General features: G+C 36.0%; 11 protein-coding genes. 2 read left to right on the top strand and 9 right to left on the bottom strand.

Annotated elements, in window-relative coordinates; genetic code table 11:
* Positions 1-63: 63 nt before the first annotated feature.
* The 3 genes from OM074_RS13505 to OM074_RS13495 form a co-directional block, all read right to left on the bottom strand.
* A complete protein-coding gene (locus tag OM074_RS13505; protein ID WP_301200275.1) occupies positions 64-678 on the bottom strand; it encodes a CBM96 family carbohydrate-binding protein in 615 nt (204 codons plus the stop codon).
* Positions 679-688: 10 nt separating this feature from the next.
* Entirely contained in the window at positions 689-2,248 is a 1,560-nt protein-coding gene (locus tag OM074_RS13500; RefSeq protein WP_301200273.1) for a DUF4955 domain-containing protein, read from the bottom strand.
* A gap of 155 nt (positions 2,249-2,403) precedes the next feature.
* A complete protein-coding gene (locus OM074_RS13495) occupies positions 2,404-6,456 on the bottom strand; it encodes a hybrid sensor histidine kinase/response regulator transcription factor (RefSeq protein WP_301200271.1) in 4,053 nt (1,350 codons plus the stop codon).
* Between the two features lie 309 nt (positions 6,457-6,765).
* Between OM074_RS13495 and OM074_RS13490 the strand changes: the two genes are divergently transcribed.
* Both OM074_RS13490 and OM074_RS13485 read left to right on the top strand, forming a co-directional pair.
* Positions 6,766-7,989 (top strand): glycoside hydrolase family 88 protein, encoded by a 1,224-nt coding sequence (locus tag OM074_RS13490; RefSeq protein WP_301200269.1) that lies wholly within the window; start codon positions 6,766-6,768, stop codon positions 7,987-7,989.
* 11 nt (positions 7,990-8,000) lie between these two features.
* The gene (locus tag OM074_RS13485) at positions 8,001-9,548 is read left to right on the top strand and encodes a sulfatase family protein (protein ID WP_301200267.1); all 1,548 of its coding nucleotides are present in this window, start codon (positions 8,001-8,003) and stop codon (positions 9,546-9,548) included.
* A 138-nt stretch (positions 9,549-9,686) separates the two neighbouring features.
* Here OM074_RS13485 and OM074_RS13480 read toward each other — a convergent pair whose 3' ends face one another.
* The 6 genes from OM074_RS13480 to OM074_RS13455 all read right to left on the bottom strand — a co-directional run bounded on the left by OM074_RS13480 (position 9,687) and on the right by OM074_RS13455 (position 17,147).
* On the bottom strand, positions 9,687-10,568 hold the full coding sequence (locus tag OM074_RS13480; protein WP_301200265.1) for a S1 family peptidase: 882 nt from the start codon (positions 10,566-10,568) through the stop codon (positions 9,687-9,689).
* A 359-nt stretch (positions 10,569-10,927) separates the two neighbouring features.
* Positions 10,928-12,082: a TlpA disulfide reductase family protein gene (locus OM074_RS13475; RefSeq protein ID WP_301200263.1), complete on the bottom strand. Its 1,155-nt coding sequence runs from the start codon at positions 12,080-12,082 to the stop codon at positions 10,928-10,930.
* Between the two features lie 22 nt (positions 12,083-12,104).
* Positions 12,105-13,244, bottom strand: coding sequence for a TlpA disulfide reductase family protein (locus OM074_RS13470; protein ID WP_301200261.1), 1,140 nt, complete (start codon positions 13,242-13,244; stop codon positions 12,105-12,107).
* A gap of 148 nt (positions 13,245-13,392) precedes the next feature.
* Positions 13,393-14,949, bottom strand: a complete 1,557-nt coding sequence (locus tag OM074_RS13465; RefSeq protein WP_301200259.1) for a PKD-like family lipoprotein — start codon at positions 14,947-14,949, stop codon at positions 13,393-13,395.
* Between the two features lie 27 nt (positions 14,950-14,976).
* A complete protein-coding gene (locus OM074_RS13460; protein WP_301200257.1) occupies positions 14,977-15,681 on the bottom strand; it encodes a DUF4843 domain-containing protein in 705 nt (234 codons plus the stop codon).
* Positions 15,682-15,698: 17 nt separating this feature from the next.
* Positions 15,699-17,147, bottom strand: coding sequence for a RagB/SusD family nutrient uptake outer membrane protein (locus tag OM074_RS13455; protein ID WP_301200256.1), 1,449 nt, complete (start codon positions 17,145-17,147; stop codon positions 15,699-15,701).
* Positions 17,148-17,157: the final 10 nt, after the last annotated feature.

Genomic DNA, 17,157 nt, shown 5'->3' with positions numbered 1-17,157 from the left:
TCTCCATTTGATTTTGAGTTCACATAAGTTCGAAGCTATGATTATATGATTCATCCTTAAAAACTACTGCAATTCTAAATAAGCCTCACGTTTCGCGGGCATTCCGTTGCTCCAGGTTCTTTCCTTTGTAATAATTTCTATACTTGTACGGTTAAAATCATCATTTGACAGTACCAAAGAAACCTTTCCCTTTTTACTATTATTAATCAACTCCTTAACCTTTTCAACTGGCAAACTTATTTTAGTCCACACATTATCATCACTTACCTCAAGAACTTTTGATACCAGTAATTCATTTTTATCCGGCTTATTTTCGAAAGTAAGGGAATTTTCATTCCACTTATTATCACTACACGAATAAATATTCAATGTAAATTTTGCCGAAGCATCATCCTTACATGGATACACACGAACACAAATATTTAGATCAACACTATCAAAATCCTCTACTTTTTTAAGGTCAAACTGCAAATATGATGTCCGCGAATATTTATCATTACCATTCGATTTCATCACCCTCATTCTCCCCTCGGTTGTTGCCCCCATAGCTTCATTAGCGGTCTCTCCACCTTGTACAAATGCATCCTGAGACACCTTTACTTTTACAGTTTTTTTAGCATATAAACTTCCTGATATACCTAACAAAACAATACTTAATACAATAACTAACGACTTCATACTTTCTTCTTTATAAGTTTTTAATATTTTTTACCCAAAGCGGCAATTCACCTAACCTTAATTTCAATTGTGCTTCATATAATGATTCCGGGTCAACCGGTGTCCCCAAAGACTCCAGCACTTTTATCTGGTCTTTTTTAAATGTAGAACCAGCACCATGAAAACCAACAACATATGGTGGTATAATTTTCCAAAACCATGTTTTTGATGACCAAAACTCAAAATCAGTCTCTGGTTCTCCAATCTCTTTATAATTCCATAACACAAGATGTTCCATATGATTCGGAAGATTTTGACGGGCACCCCCTCCCCTACCAATAAAGAAACCACCTTCTATGCAGTCGAATAAAGTGGCCCTTGGTTGCGAGGCATGTGTTTCAAAGCTCGTATCTTCATTATATTTCACCCTCCATAAAACAGTTCCAATGCATGCACCCGTAACCCCCGGAGCGTGCCATTGCGAAGAGGAATCATTAACCTTTCCAATTAACACTCTGGTTGAAGCAGAGGAGCTAATTGAACTATGCCCAGGTGTTCCTGACACATCGCAGTTTAATACTGATACATTGGCACTAAGTCCTATTGAAGCAGCCCTGTTCACATCAGTGAACCGGCAGTTTCTAATCCAACTATTTGCTAATCTTGTAAATTTAACCATCGAATATCCCCCATCATGGACATAGTCTTTATGATGAACAAAATCTTCGTGCCAGTTACCAACAAATGCAATATCCTCAACCCCTACTTCCTCAAAATGGGCATAAGATAAAATACTCCAATTATGTTTTTTATCTACATTATGCAATAAAGGCTCCTTAAAAAACAGGGAATTCCCTTTAACATCCATCACCTGATGGTATTCGTTAACATAAACTCCTTTATTCAATAATGATGTCCAGGTTTTATCCACATGGCACCCGCACATATCACCTTCAATCAAATCAGCAGCATTATTTTGAACCCTCAACACAATCCAATCTCCTACTTTGATTTTTGCAGCATCATTTACCCTAATAACATGCTCCCCTCTGTTCGCATCTTTAATAACCTGTGCTATCACTTCTTCCTTTCCACCTCCTGTAAACTGAAACAAATAAGGGCAAGTCCATAGTTTATCAGGATCTTTAGCTGGCAAGTAGTTTTTCATAAAGAGCTCGGTTCCATCTTTACCCGATCCACTCCCTTTAAATACAATATTGTTCCCTTTTACGTCAATCGGTTTCCTGTCGTCCAGATCCTCGTTAACCAAAAACCTTCCTTTAGGAAAAAACACGATTCCTGACCCATTTTTTATCGCTGCCGCAATTGCTTTTCTGATGGCTTCTTTATCTGATTTATCATCGTTTGCTACCGCACCATATTTTGTAACATCATACAGATTATAATTTACATCAGGAATCCCCTTTTCGCTATGATGATATCCGGCAAATGAAAAGTTGGGCAACTCTGAAGGTTTGCCATTTTTATAGTCCCGTTGGTAATCATCCCACAATTGACTATTCTGTGCATATCCTTTGGGATACATTGTGAATACAAACAGCACGAACAGTACCTTAAACATATTTTTCATAACTAAACTTAAACTGAATTTTAAAACCGCAATGTACCTCCTTGATATTGTATACACGCAAAATATAATTCAGAATAAGTTCAAAATAATTCAGCCACATGTTTAGTTTAACGAAATAAAAAACAATAACTCACTGATTTTATGACGGTAAATTATCATTCACTCTCATTTGATGAAACATCTGGATCTGCATCGCGCTTTTCTTCTAAATTTTGAATATAATTTGTTGGTGTAATGCCATAATGCTCGCGGAAACATCTACCAAAATATCGTGGCGTATTGAATCCAACAGCATAAGCTATTTCAGAAACATTCATACCCGACTGGGAATTCAAAAGTTCTACAGCTTTTTTAAGTCGTATTGACACCATAAATTCATTTGGAGTCTGTCCGGTTACACCTTTTATTTTCGAGAATAACCTTGTTCGTCCCAATCCCATCTCTTTAGCGAAATCGTTGATGTCAAATTCCGTATCATCAATATGCTTTTCTACAATATCACGCGCTTTTTCGAGCATTCTTTGATCAACCGAGTTACTTGTCAAATCTTTAAGCTCTGCTTTAGGATCCTCTTTAAACTTTTGCTGTAATAACGCCCTGCTTTGCAATAAATTTTTCACTCTGGCTCTTAACAATTTAATATTAAAAGGCTTTGTAATGTAATCGTCTGCACCTGTTTCAACACCTTCAATTTTATATTCTATGGCCGTACGGGCTGTAAGCAAGATAATTGGGATATGGCTTGTTTGTTCGTTGCGTTTAAGTTTTGCACACATTTGCGTACCAGACATATTGGGCATCATTACATCAGAAATAATCAAATCCGGTTGATTATCTATAGCAATTTCTACTCCTTCTTTACCATCCATTGCCTCTATAATCCGATATCTCTTCTTAAAAATATCTCTAATCAGGTTCCGTGCTTCATCATTGTCTTCCACAATGAGCAATGTTGTGGCATTCTCTGATAAAGCAACATCCTCTTCTTCCTTATCCAACAATGCATATTCTTTTATTTCCTGCTCCTGGTTTGATATTACATTATTTATATAGGATAATTGCTCTTCGTTATAGTGTTTATTTCCTTTTTTCAAACGAACCGTAAAGGAAGTACCTGCACCTTCCTTGCTCTTTACTAAAATTTCACCTTGATGTTCTTTGACTATTCCTTTACAAAGAGCCAGGCCAATACCACTTCCTTGCCCACTTGTTTTACCATTAATTTGATCAATCTGGTAATATCGATCAAATATCTTTTCTATTTTATCTTCTTCCATTCCAGGGCCATTATCCCGAATTGTAATATCAACATGATCCGGTTGTTCTACAACCTCAACTATAACAGATCCCACATCATCTCTTACTACTTTAAACGCGTTGGATATTAAATTGTAATAAACTTTTTCCATCTGGTTAGCATCAAACCATAAAGCCAGCGATTCTGGTGGAGTTGTAAACTCATATTGTATATGATGAAACTGGGCATATTCAACAAACGAGTGAAAGACTTCACCAACAAATGACGCAACTTTATATTCTGCCACCTGCAACTTTAAATAACCTTGTTCCATTTTCCTGAAATCGAGCAATTCATTAATCAGGTTATTTAATCGAACAGCATTATTGTTTATTGTCAATAACCTGTTATAATTCCGGGCAGATGTTTTTGTATCTTCCAACACAGCCTCTAATGTTCCAGTTATTAATGTTAAGGGAGTACGAAATTCATGCGATATATTGGTAAAGAATCTAAGCTTTGACTGATTTACCTCGCTTATCTGTTCCTTTTCACGCTTTTCAGCCTTTAAACTATCTTCAAGCCTTACCCTCCCCAGATAAATCTGGTTAAACCATGCCACTAAGCCAACTAACAATACCAAATAAATAACATAAGCATACCATGTTTTATAAAATGGAGGTTCTACTACTATTTGCAATTTTTTTGAATCTACAATACTATCATCAATACTATTAAGAACCCTGACTTCAAGATTATAAGTACCCGGATCTAAGTTTGTGTATGTAACCGAAGTATTACTTCCTGCATCTATCCAGTTTTTGTTAAAATTTTCAAGACGGTACTCAAATTTACTTTGATTAGTTGTTATGTAATTACATGCCGTGTAATGAATAGTAAATACATCTTGTTGAGGTTTAAAAACAACTTGCTCAGTATATGCCAAATCCTTATTTAACAAACCGCTACCATCATTCGGTTTCACTTCTTCATTGTTTAAAAACAATGAAGAAAAAACTAAATTATAGCTACCTGCTTCTTTAAGCAAATCCTCTTCTTTAAAAGAAATCATTCCATTGATACCCCCAACAAAAACCTCTCCTCGTCCGGTTAAATACAATGCTCCTAAGTTCAACTCATCTAATGGAAAACCATTGCTTTGATCATAGCTATAAAACCGGTTGTTCTCTATATGAAAATTAACCAATCCTTTGCTTGTCGCAATCCATAAATTTCCATAGCGCGATTCCTGGATACCATATACAAAATTACTTGGCATATGATGGCTTTGCATTGAGTAATTTGTAAAGTCATCTGATTTACGATGATATTGATTAAGTCCTCCTCCCAATGTCCCAATCCACAACCTGAATTTATGATCTTCGAAAATACTGTTTATTGTGTTGTTGCTAATAGAATTAGGTTCATCACCATTTACATACCTTTTTACTTGTTTTGTTGTTGGATCATAGCAAAATAACCCATTTCGTTCGGTCCCGATCCACAATTTACCAAAACTATCTTCAAACAAACAAAAGATTACATCTCCAATAAGAGCTTGCTGTTGTTTATTTTCAAAGAATTGAGAAAATTTCTTTGCTCTTAAATTAAACCTCAATATACCTTTATGGGTGGCTAATAAATAGTCATCTTTATACGGTATGATTGCAGTAACAATATTCGATGAAATACTGGAACTATCTTTAGGATCATTTTTAAGTACTGTAAACTTCTGTTTATCTATATCTAATATATTTAACCCTCCCAGATGCGTTCCAATTAACAATTTATTATTAACCAGCAATAATGATTTCACGCTATTATGAGACAAACCGGCCACTCCTTCAACATGTCGGTAATGCGTAAATGTGTTTTTTTTGCGATTATAGTAATCCAAACCTCCACCCTCGGTTGCAATCCACAAATTGTCATTTTTGTCTTCGATCATTTGACCTATTACATTATAACTAACCCCTTGTGAATTATCGTTTCTAACATGATAATACTTAAATACATGAAAATCGGGATTAAAATAACTAATAGCACCAAAGTACGTCCCAACCCACATGGTTCCTTGCTTATCTTTAAGTATACAATACACACTATTGTGAGATAATTGCTTTCTGTTAACTTCTGATTGCTGATAGTTTTCAATTTTCATTGAAATACCATCGATAATGCTCAATCCCAAAAAAGTACCAATCCAGATGTTTCCTTGTGAATCTTCACATATATCCCTAACTATGTTATGAACCAGTGATTTTTCAGTATCACTATGTACAAAATGCTGCAACACTTCATTCTGCCTATCAATCAGATACACCCCATCATTCTGAGTTCCTACCCATATTCGCTTTTTAGAATCTGAAAAAACAATATTAGTGGCTGCATTGAGTACTTTTGTGGTCAACTTACCTTTTATATCATACTTGAATAATCCATCTTCACTACCTACCCAAAGAATATCTGCATTATCAACTGTAAGATTATATACCGGACTATTTTTCTCAAATATATCTGTTCTTAAAACAAATGCTCCAAGTTCAGGATTTAACTCAAATAATCCACGTGTTGTTCCAAGCAATAGCTTGTTGTTATAGGGTAAAATAGAGAGAACTCCATTAAAAGGAAATTGCTCAAATGTTAATGTTTCAATATTTAAACGTGAAATACCAGCATAAGAAACAGTCCATATGTAATGACCATCTTTTACCAGTTTACGCAAGTTATGTCCCAACAGTGAAGTTGAATCTCCTTTAACTGACCTGAAAGTTTTTATTTTATTGCCATCATACACATTTAAACCATCTCTGGTACCTATCCATATCCTACCAAAGTCATCCTGCACCATTGAAGTAACTGACACTTGCGACAAACCATCTCTTAGTCCCAGATATTCAAACTCTATATCACGGGCAGACAATTCAAAAACAACCAGGCAAACCAACAAATAAAACATCTTTATTCTCATCAATTAATCCTCCTTATTTACTACATTTTCAAAAAAAGATAATCGGGCCAGGCGTTGACAATACAAAGGAACTTTTCTCTAAAAAATATAACTCTAATATAATTCATTTATATGACACATTTGTTCACCCCAAAGCACATTATATGCATCTTTTAAACTGATTATCAACTGTTAAATGCAAAATGTATTATACTGCACGCCCTTACCCTTATAATGGGGTGTTTTTTAAGCAATTAGGATCATTAATTTTGTATTGTGACGATTAAAAGTTAAGTGTGAAACAAAAAATATAAAACTAAATATCAGAACATGAAACGATCATTATTTAAGAGCTTTGGGATAATATTGGGAATGATAGCATTTAGTGCATGTAGTATTAAACAAACACCTCAATCTACTCTTAACGATAGGTTAAACTTTGCAAGTGTGCAAACAAGCTTATTATTAAAAAAAGCTATGGCTTCTCAGAAAATTCCTCGCACCGTTACCGAAGATGGCCATATGCATTGGACAAGAGAAGGTTTTGACTGGACAGAAGGTTTTTTTCCGGGAACTTGTTGGTACCTATATGAATTTACAAAAGACTCCAAGTGGAAAGAAGCTGCATCACATTTCCAAAAAAAATTTGAAGATCATAGACTAATGCCACTCTACCATGATTTAGGATTTGTATTTCATTGTTCATATGGCCAGGGTTACCGCATAACCGGTAACAATGAATATAAAAAAATATTGATTGATGCAGGTAATACCCTTATCACCAGATTTAACCCCAAGGTAGGATGCATCAGATCATGGGATGTGGATAAAGGATGGCAATCAAAACGAGGCTGGGAATTCCCCGTAATCATTGATAATATGATGAATTTGGAGATGCTGTTTGAGCTATCGAAAATTACTGGTGATAAAAAATATGAAGATGTCGCTATTTCTCATGCAGATGTTACTTTAAAAAACCACTTCAGACCAGACATAAGCTCCTACCATGTAGTTGATTACGACAGCATAACGGGAGAAGTCAGAAATAAACAAACAGCTCAGGGTTATGCTCATGAGTCGGAATGGGCACGAGGACAAACATGGGGACTGTATGGATACACCATATGTTACAGATATACAAAAGACATAAAATACTTAAAACAAGCAGAAAAAATCGCCGACTTTATTATAAATCATCCTTCAATTCCATCTGATAGAATACCTTATTGGGATTATGATGCTCCTAAAATCCCCAACGAACCAAGGGATGCTTCTGCTGCAGCTATAACAGCCTCTGCATTAATCGAACTCGATGGCTACTCTGATAAAGATTATCTATCTGAGGCGAAACTAATACTTAGCAATTTATCTTCGGCAAAATACCTGGCAGCAGAAGGTGAAAATCACAATTTTATTTTAATGCATAGTGTGGGTAGCATACCCCATAACAACGAAATTGATGTACCTCTTAATTACGCAGACTATTATTATGTTGAAGCCCTAATGCGTTTATATAATTTAGATAACAAAGAGCAAAATTCATTAAAGAATTAAAACCCAAGTCAATGAAAAAAAGGTTCATACTATTTATCGTTTGCATTAGCTTTTTAACAGTCCTCCAATCCTGTTTATCAAAACATGATAATGGTAAAAAAGCAAAAGCCCCAAACCTAATTTATGTTTTTCCTGATCAATTCAGAAAACATGCTATGGCTTTTTGGGAATACCCTGAATTTAAAGGAGCTATACGAACAAAAGCAGATCCTGTAAAAACTCCCAATCTGGATTCATTTGCAAAAGAATCGGTTGTATTTACCAATGCGGTTAGCAATTGTCCATTATGTAGTCCGCATAGAGGTAGCCTTTTTACAGGATTATACCCTGGATCTTCAGGGGTTACTTTAAATTGTAATGCTGATCGTCCAATTAGTTCGCTACGGAAAGATGCTATTTGCATTAGTGATGTGCTAAAAGAAGAAAACTATAACCTTGCATATTTTGGCAAATGGCATTTAGATTTTCCAACTCCAAATGATCCTGCAAATCCAGGAAATTATGTTGATCCCAGGGTACCTGCATGGGATACTTATACTCCTATGATAAAAAGACATGGATTTGATTACTGGTATTCTTATGGCACCTGGGATGTACACAAAGATCCTCATTATTATAACAATAACGGGAAACGCTTTGAACCTAAGGAGTGGTCTCCTCAACATGAAGCCAATGAGGTAATATCCTACCTTAAAAATGAAAAAGGACAAAGAGATGATACAAAGCCATTTGCTGTCTTTGTATCGATGAATCCACCACACAACCCTTATAATTCTTTGGATGATTGTCTGGAAGAGGATTATAATCATTATCAGGGTATACCTTTAAACAGACTATTGCAACGTGACAATGCAAACCCGGAAATGCAAAAAGCAAAATCAGCTCCTTTCTATTTTGCCAATGTTACAGGCGTAGATAGGGAATTTGGCCGGATTATTCAACAATTAAAAGATATGGGAGAGTATGACAATACGATTGTCGTCTTTACTTCTGATCATGGGGAAACTATGTGCAGCCAGAATACCAGGGACCCTAAAAACAGTATCTTCACAGAGGCATTTGATGTTCCCTTTTTAATAAGATGGCCAGGTATAAAATCGGCCCGAACTGATAATTTATTATTAAGTACACCAGATATAATGCCAACGCTATTAGGACTTATGGGATTTGAAAAGAAAATACCTTCAGAAGTGCAGGGAACAAACTATAGCGATGCGTTTAATAAAGTACCTAATGCCGCAAGACCAAACTCGGCTCTTTATATTAGAAATATTAACGGTGCAAAAGATAAAAACGGACTTGTTACAAGTTATTTTCCGGTTTCAAGAGGTATAAAAACGTCTGAGTATACGTTTGAGATAACAATTAATAAAGAACATAATATAAAATCTACTCGTTTTTACAATGATCAAAAAGATCCATACCAGTTACATAACTTATCTGTTGATAAAAATTCTGATATCATACAAAGTTTACTTAAAGAAATGGCCTATTGGCTTAAAAAAAGTAATGACCCATGGTATCAAAATAATATTTTAAATGACTGGATAGATTATTAAAACGTGTGATCAACTGAGAATACAGCTCAGGTATTCAAACATCATCAATTAGTTAAAACACAAATCCATCTATATCAAACCCGGGCAAGTCAAATAGTTCATTCACGACTTGTCCAGGTTTTCGTTCTATTTACCTCTCTATTTCAACAATTCTTCAAGCGAAGCTGCCGGAATACCTTCCTTCACCACCATCTGCGTAGGCTTATCCTCTAAACCCCAATGCTTAAGTGTACGGGTTGAAGAAACTGTTGCCACCACATTTCCATACTTATTAACAATAGCTGCACCACTTGAACCAGTAGCATAATCTGCAGAAACCGCAATCAGGTCACGTTCTAAAAACCCGTTATCCCCATCAGGAAACTTCCTCCTAAACTTATTGGTAACCATCCCCTTTGAAAATTGGTAAAACAGCTTCTGTGGGTGACTAACTATATAAACATCATCGCCTATTTCCGGCTCTACATCCAAGCCTAAAGCAGGAACTTTTGCTCCATTGGTATCCACTTTCACTATGGCCAGATCATTTTCTTTTGATGCTGTAAGAACCTCCTGAACAGGCAAAACCCGACCGTCATGTAGCTTAACCACGATTAATTTTGGTTTTAATTGCTCTCCCGGATGAATATAGGAATCGATCACATGGTAATTGGTAACACAAATCCCATCCTCCGATATAAAATATCCGCTTGCTGGATTAACATGTAGATTACTGCAATGATCGCAAAGACACCCTCCTGTAATTACCACTGTAGCACTAGCTACCTTTTTATAGATACCACCAGGACTTAACCTTCGTTTAAACTTCCTTGTCCTTCTAATTTCAATTGGCTGATTTCTTTCCTTAAACTGACTATCTGCAGTACTCATAGATAAAACCGAAACCTTTTTCAAAATAGAATCTGCACTAAGTGATAGGTTGCGTTCATATTCATCATTAGATCTTAATTTTTGCGCATTTACAGATACTGTTAACAATAGAAGCAACAATACACTCCCTTTAAAAAATAAGTTATTCATATAATCAAATTTTAGCATATACAATTACGTTATATAGTTCCTGCAAGAAAACTCATGATTCCTACGCTCACCCCTTTGATTCCTCCCGTTTGATCGGGACAAGCTCTAAAGGGGAAAACGCCAACGCACTGTACGGAAGCAACTTCCCCTTCAGAGCCTGTCCCGAACTTGTATTCGGGAGGACTGAGGGGTGTGGGTGGGCTAACAAAAATTATAGCAGTTTTCTTGCTAACACTATATACATAAAAAAGAGGTTGACATTGCATATTAACATATAACGCCAGCCTCTTATATTAATAAAAACTCTAAGAACTCATCCTTCAAAGATTTTACTTTTTAGTAAAAAAGAAGGCATATAACTAATCCAATATTTCTTCCAACTTTTTAGTAAGGGCTTCACCCCTCAGATTTTCCCCAATTAGTTCACCTTTATTATTAATAAGGTACATGGTAGGAACCGAACTAACTTTATATAGAGCAGACACTTCCGAATCCCTGAAGTTTGGCCATTGCAGCTCTAATTTATCCACTGCCTTTAACCACGCCTTTTCATCCTGATCGATGGAAATGCTCACTATTTCAAAACCCTTTTCTGCAAATCTTTTATAATCTTCTTTTAAGTGAGGAATCTCCTTTTTACATGGCCCGCACCATGATGCCCAAAAGTCAATAAGCAACGCTTTCTTCCCTTTCAACAAACTCTCAAGGCTATGCTTTTTACCATCAATCCCCACAACCGAAAAATCAGGTACCTTTTCGCCTGTTCTATTAGCCGGGTACAACTGCTCATAAACCATTTTCCCGTAATAACTGTTTTTAGCCTCTTCTGACATACCCTCAAATAATCCTCTCTGATCAGGAGTAAAATAACTAAACAGGTTCATCATCATTAAAGGTCCCCAAAAGGTTTCTTTATTGGCTTCAAAAACTTCGTTATAACGTTTCTCTACTGTTTCAAAAAAATGTTTTTCAGCCTTTGCATATTCTTTATATTCGTCAAGATTATTTACCGAGTCAATTTTTGCCTTATTTTTACTTGCTCTGGCCTGACTCATTAAGCTAAGTACTTCTTTGTGCTTATTGTCTTTTTCTACGTATAACTTATCTAATTCTTTTCTTACAGCAAGTTGATTTTGAAGGTAATTGTGGCTATCAGAACCTGATACTGTTACATTTTTAAAATCGTAACGCGGAATTTCATTTTGACCACTCTTAGACAACGAAAGTTCTGCATTAAATTGAATTACTGCATTTTCAATCATAATAGTATAAAACCCTTGTTTCTCCCCTATCACCAGGAAGAATTCTCTGGGTTCTTCCACCACTCCGGCAAAAGTAAACTCTCCATTTTTCAATACCGTTTCAGCAACAGGTTTTACATCATACATAGCATATGGCCGAAGTGCTATTTTTGTTCCATCTTCAACTCCGCTTAACTTGCCTTTTAAAGTGTATCCCTGAGAGCAGGAAGTAACAATTAACACTAATGCCAATAAATTTAAAATGTTCTTCATGTGTTTATAAGTCAACAATTATTTAAAATATTTCTTCCAGTTTTTTTGTCAGGGCTTCACCCCTCAAATTTTCACCAATTATTTCACCTTTGCTATTTATCAGATACATAGTGGGAACAGCAGATACCTTATAAAGCGCTGACACTTCAGAATCTCTGAAGTTTGGCCATTTTAAAGCCAGCTTTTCTACTGAATTTAACCAGGCTTTTTCATCTTTATCTATAGAAATACTAACTATTTCAAAGCCCTTATCTGAAAATCTCTTATAGTTTTCCTTTAAGTGAGGAATCTCCTTTTTACATGGGCCGCACCACGATGCCCAAAAATCAATAAGCAACGCCTTTTTCCCTTTTAACATTTCCTGCAAGCTTTGCTCTTTCCCGTCTATCCCAACTACTTTAAAATCTGGCGCTTTTTTTCCAATCATTTCAGCAGGATACAGTTTTTCTGCTGCCATTTTTCCATAGTAACTATTTCTAGCCTTTTCAGACATATTCTCGAAGGTTTTACGCTGTTCCGGAGTTAAATAACTAAGTAAATTCATCATTAATAATGGTCCCCAAAAAGACTCCTTATTATCTATAAACACCTGATTATATCGCTTTTTTACTGTATCAAAGAAAGCTTTTTCGGCTTTTTGGTATTCTTCACACTCTTTCTGATACAAAATAGCCTTGTCCGCATCAACTTCCGCCTCTTTTGCTAAATTCTCTGATTTTTTAAACTTATCCATAAGCCCCTTGTATAGCTCATTTAAATCATCGCGGACTGCAAGTTGGCTATACAAATAATTATGGCTTTCTGAACCCGTTACCTCTACCTCTTTAAAATCGTAATAAGTCCCTCTATTTTGACCGCGTGATTGTAATGATAAGTTTGCGCTTAACTGAATTTTGGAATTTTCGATCATAACACGGTAACGTCCCTGATTTTCACCAATCTCAATATAGAATTCTCTGGGTTCTTCCACCGCTCCGGAGAAAGTAAACTCTCCATCTTCCAAAACCGTTTCGGCTACCGTTTTTACATCAAACAGTGCAAAGGGCCTAAGGGCTATTTTGGTTCCATCTTCAACTCCGGTTAACTTGCCTTTTAAAGTGTATCCCTGAGTGCAGGAAGTAGCAATTAACACTAATGCTAATAAATATAGAATATTCTTCATTTGTATACTTTTTATCAAGCAATTAAGCTTATTAAAACAGCTCTATAGAATCAGCAAGAAAACTCCTGGAATAATAAAACTCCTTTCGCTCACCCCTAGTCCCTAAAGAGGTGAGCGTAGCAATCATGAGTTTTCTTGCAGAAACTAATTAAATTCCAACTTTCATACTTTTGATTTTACTAAAACCATTGGTAACATTGGGATTTGGCTGATCCAATCCAAACATTTGTCCCCAGAACCATGATGGCTCACCACTATTGGGATCAATCTCAAACTCTACAATTGAACCATCCTGGCTGGCCTCATTCCAGGTAGCAAACCAATATACACGCCCTGCAGTAGGAAACCCACCCATTGGCAGGCTATAGATACATGTCACTTCTTCTCCTTGTGGCAAATCATAAATTTTAGTTGCTGTATTTGCTCCTGAAGTAATTGAAAAAGTATAGATAGCATCACTTGTAGCATAATGAAATGCAGTTGCAGATGGCCCTGAATAGAACATAGTTGCCTGGTCGATATTTTCACAATTAGAAAGATCAATAATAGAGCGTGACCCATTGCCAGAAACATCACTGTCATCTTCGGATAAAAAGTTATATAGATACGCTTTAATTATTCCTTCTTCATCTTTAACAATGGCACATGTTTTTGAATAATCATAAGTTAAAATAGCCAAAGGGATATTGGGTAAATTATTGGGGTCTACATAAGCTTCTGAGCTGGCAGCACCATACTTAACAATGTTATTTCCCTGAGAAAAATAACGCACAAATGATTTGGAATTCTCATCAAACAAAGTACATAATGAATTGCCGGCATCTGAATATTTATCTTTACTGCTGATATATGGGAAAGCTTTATAATCACCTGCAATGGCAGAAGAAAACTTCCTGTCGTTGCTTAAATTATTATTCAAAACATGCAATTTCCCATCATTGATCAATAGCTCCTGGCTTTTCTGATCTATATAATCCTGTACATTACTTTGAGGAACAGTATAGAACAATTCGTCAAAACTTTCCATGGTCAGAAAATCATTTTTATCCAACCTCAAACCACCCTGATCGGTAAAAGTATAGTAATACCCCTCTGAACCATATCCCAACAAAGTGGGTTTTCCCGGTATCATATGACCGTATTTATTACTGTAGTACTGCGGGTCTGTATCCCCACTAAAAATTAATGCCAAACGTGTATAATAAACACCCAAATCAGTTTGACCTTCATGTTCCGACAAACACATCAGCGCATAAAAAGAACCTGCTGTAGCAACATTTAAGTAATTGATATAACTAGGATATATTTGTTTTGACAAACCTGTTACAGTATCTTTTACTTCAAGATAATATCTATAGCCACCAGGGTCTACATCCACAATCCAATCCAGATCTAAGGTATGAGCTATTGTATCCGGAGCAGGCCATTCTGTTGCATTACCAACAACTTCTGCCTCATAAGGGAAAGGTACCAATACCCATGAATAGGATAAATTCTCAGGATGCTCATATTCAATTGAAGGACTCAATGCAATTGTATCTCCGGGATAAACTGTATAATAACTGCTATTTATATAAAAGCCTGATGTATCTATTTCAATTCCATTTACCTCCGTATAATCATAATTCCCATCATCTTTATAGCAAGAAGGTAAAAAGGCAATAATAAACAACAGCCCAATTAAGGTTATATATATATTTCTCATGATGTTTTTATTTAATTGTTATCTCCATTAAAACGTCACCAATTTGCCGTTTTCATCAGTTAATGGATTATTGGGATTCATCTCATTGTATTCCAACAATGCATCTGTTAATATAATTTGATAGTTCTTCATCTGAGCCCAGCTCAATTCATCAGTATCAAAATTCCCCTGGTTTAAAGTATCAATAATAAAACGGTACTTTACTAAACTATACTCACCAAAAAACTCCTCCAGATCATTCCAGTTAACAGGCTTTGTAAGTATATCCGACCAGATAATGGTTAATTCGGTTTCTTCTGCCACCCCAACTAAAAAATCGCTGCTTTCCTTAACCACAATCTTTAACCTTACTGCAGCATCTTTTATGGATTCATCACGAAAAATGGTTACCGGGAGAATGGCTTCATAAGCCCCGGCAGGAACAGTCACAGATTCAGGGAAGGAATACTGAGCAGTCTGTGCAGTACTCTTATCGGCAACAACCCCTACCGTTACTGTTCTGTCTGTTGATGCTGCTTCCCCCATTACATTTAGTATTACCTGAAAAGTGGTATCTTCGATGCCTGAACTATAATGAGCAAAAGAAAACTCCAAAGAGTCTGTTCCCAAAGTCCATTCCTCAGGACCTACCATCCTAACCCGGGCCTGATCCTGATAATAAAAAGGATCGTTTTCGCAAGCAAAAAAGCTAAACACTCCAATGATTGCTATAATAATTTTATTGTAATTCATTTCAAACAATTTTTAGATTAACGATTGCCAAATTCAATCTCGCCATCAGGCATTGGCCAAACATAAATAGCATTGGTTGCCGCAACTGAAGAACCTTCAATAGTTGAATAGTTCAGGCGTTTGTAATAATAAAACAACTGACCTTCGCCAAGGAATTCTTTTCTGTATTCTTTAAATATCTCTTCCTGTATTTCTTCTGCAGTCAATGTTTCTGGCAATGCATCATCAATGGTAATATTCCTGTTTTCCCTAACAATATTCAACAGCTCAATGGAACGTGCCGGGTTGGTTTCCTTTTGTGCTTCGGCAGCTATGTAATAAATTTCACTCAACCTGATCACCGGCATCATATCATCAAATGATCCATATTGATGATACTTCCATAGATATTGATTTTCGCCATCGTATGAAAAACCAAACAAGGATCTAAAATCATTACCAAGTCCTTTACTCGATTTTTCAAAATAGGCATCCAATTTTTCTTCGGTAAAATAGAATGAATTGGCTCCTGCTTCTTCAGTAAAATATGGGTCAACAATATCTGCCATATTGGTAATATTCAACCTAAACACCAGTTCTCCGGAAAAAATGCGGTTGATCTCATCATTTTTTACGCCTTGTATTTCAGTATAGTGCGTCCATGAAAAGGGAGGAGTCCTTTCTTCAGAATAATCTTCAATCACTTCTTCTGCTACGATTGCAGCATTTTGCAAGTCACCTTTCCATAAATATGCCCTGGCAAGTGTTTGTTTAGCTGCATAGTAATTAAAATAAAACTGCCTTTCTCCCCTATATGCATATTTGCTTTCTGCGCTATACAGCGAATCACTTTCCAGGTAACTAACCGCTTCCTGTAAATCTCCAATAATGTAATCCATAGTTTCGTTCACTGAAACCTGTGGCGTAACCGAAGGCGAATATTCTGTTATATATGGAACCCCTAAAGCGCCAGAATTATAAACAGGGCTGGCTGCAAAACTTCTCATAAGCTCAAAGTGCAGAAAAGCCCTTAAACCCAAAGCTTCTCCCCTATACAAATTATAGTGATTTTCTGTAAATATAGCTGAATCCACATTTTGATAGTAGTCGAGCATTATATTCAGATTGGCAATACAGTTATAAGCTGAACTCCATATACTGTTGATTCGACTTTGTACGCCACTATTATCATAGTCATACTCCACGGCATAGCGATATACATTATCCCCATCCATATCGTAATTTTGGGATAGGACCTCGGCTAAACCAAAAGTTAATTCTCTTCCGTACATAGATGTTCTTGACATCTTAGAATAAACACCTGTCAACTGATCCAGAAATCCACTCTCCCTATTAAAGTGTTCATCTGTCAGTATTTGCGACTTAGGGCTCACATCAAAATAATCATCACACGATGTTAAAAACATCATTAAGGTGACGATTAAGCTGATCCCTGAAATTATATTGTTCTTTACAAATATTTTCATAGCTATAAAA

The sequence above is a fragment of the Plebeiibacterium marinum genome (genome assembly GCF_026013615.1).
Classification (GTDB): Bacteria; Bacteroidota; Bacteroidia; order Bacteroidales; family Marinilabiliaceae; genus Saccharicrinis; species Saccharicrinis marinus_A.
The sequence above is the reverse complement of the archived record's forward strand: the minus strand, read 5'-3'. Positions and strand labels throughout refer to the sequence as shown.

Excerpts from the sequence above, each read along its gene's own strand:
- OM074_RS13505 (WP_301200275.1), bottom strand. The coding sequence starts at position 678 with ATGAAGTCGTTAGTTATTGTATTAAGTATTGTTTTGTTAGGTATATCA.
- OM074_RS13500 (WP_301200273.1), bottom strand. The coding sequence starts at position 2,248 with ATGAAAAATATGTTTAAGGTACTGTTCGTGCTGTTTGTATTCACAATG.
- OM074_RS13495 (WP_301200271.1), bottom strand. The coding sequence starts at position 6,456 with ATGAGAATAAAGATGTTTTATTTGTTGGTTTGCCTGGTTGTTTTTGAA.
- OM074_RS13490 (WP_301200269.1), top strand. The coding sequence starts at position 6,766 with ATGAAACGATCATTATTTAAGAGCTTTGGGATAATATTGGGAATGATA.
- OM074_RS13485 (WP_301200267.1), top strand. The coding sequence starts at position 8,001 with ATGAAAAAAAGGTTCATACTATTTATCGTTTGCATTAGCTTTTTAACA.
- OM074_RS13480 (WP_301200265.1), bottom strand. The coding sequence starts at position 10,568 with ATGAATAACTTATTTTTTAAAGGGAGTGTATTGTTGCTTCTATTGTTA.
- OM074_RS13475 (WP_301200263.1), bottom strand. The coding sequence starts at position 12,082 with ATGAAGAACATTTTAAATTTATTGGCATTAGTGTTAATTGTTACTTCC.
- OM074_RS13470 (WP_301200261.1), bottom strand. The coding sequence starts at position 13,244 with ATGAAGAATATTCTATATTTATTAGCATTAGTGTTAATTGCTACTTCC.
- OM074_RS13465 (WP_301200259.1), bottom strand. The coding sequence starts at position 14,949 with ATGAGAAATATATATATAACCTTAATTGGGCTGTTGTTTATTATTGCC.
- OM074_RS13460 (WP_301200257.1), bottom strand. The coding sequence starts at position 15,681 with ATGAATTACAATAAAATTATTATAGCAATCATTGGAGTGTTTAGCTTT.
- OM074_RS13455 (WP_301200256.1), bottom strand. The coding sequence starts at position 17,147 with ATGAAAATATTTGTAAAGAACAATATAATTTCAGGGATCAGCTTAATC.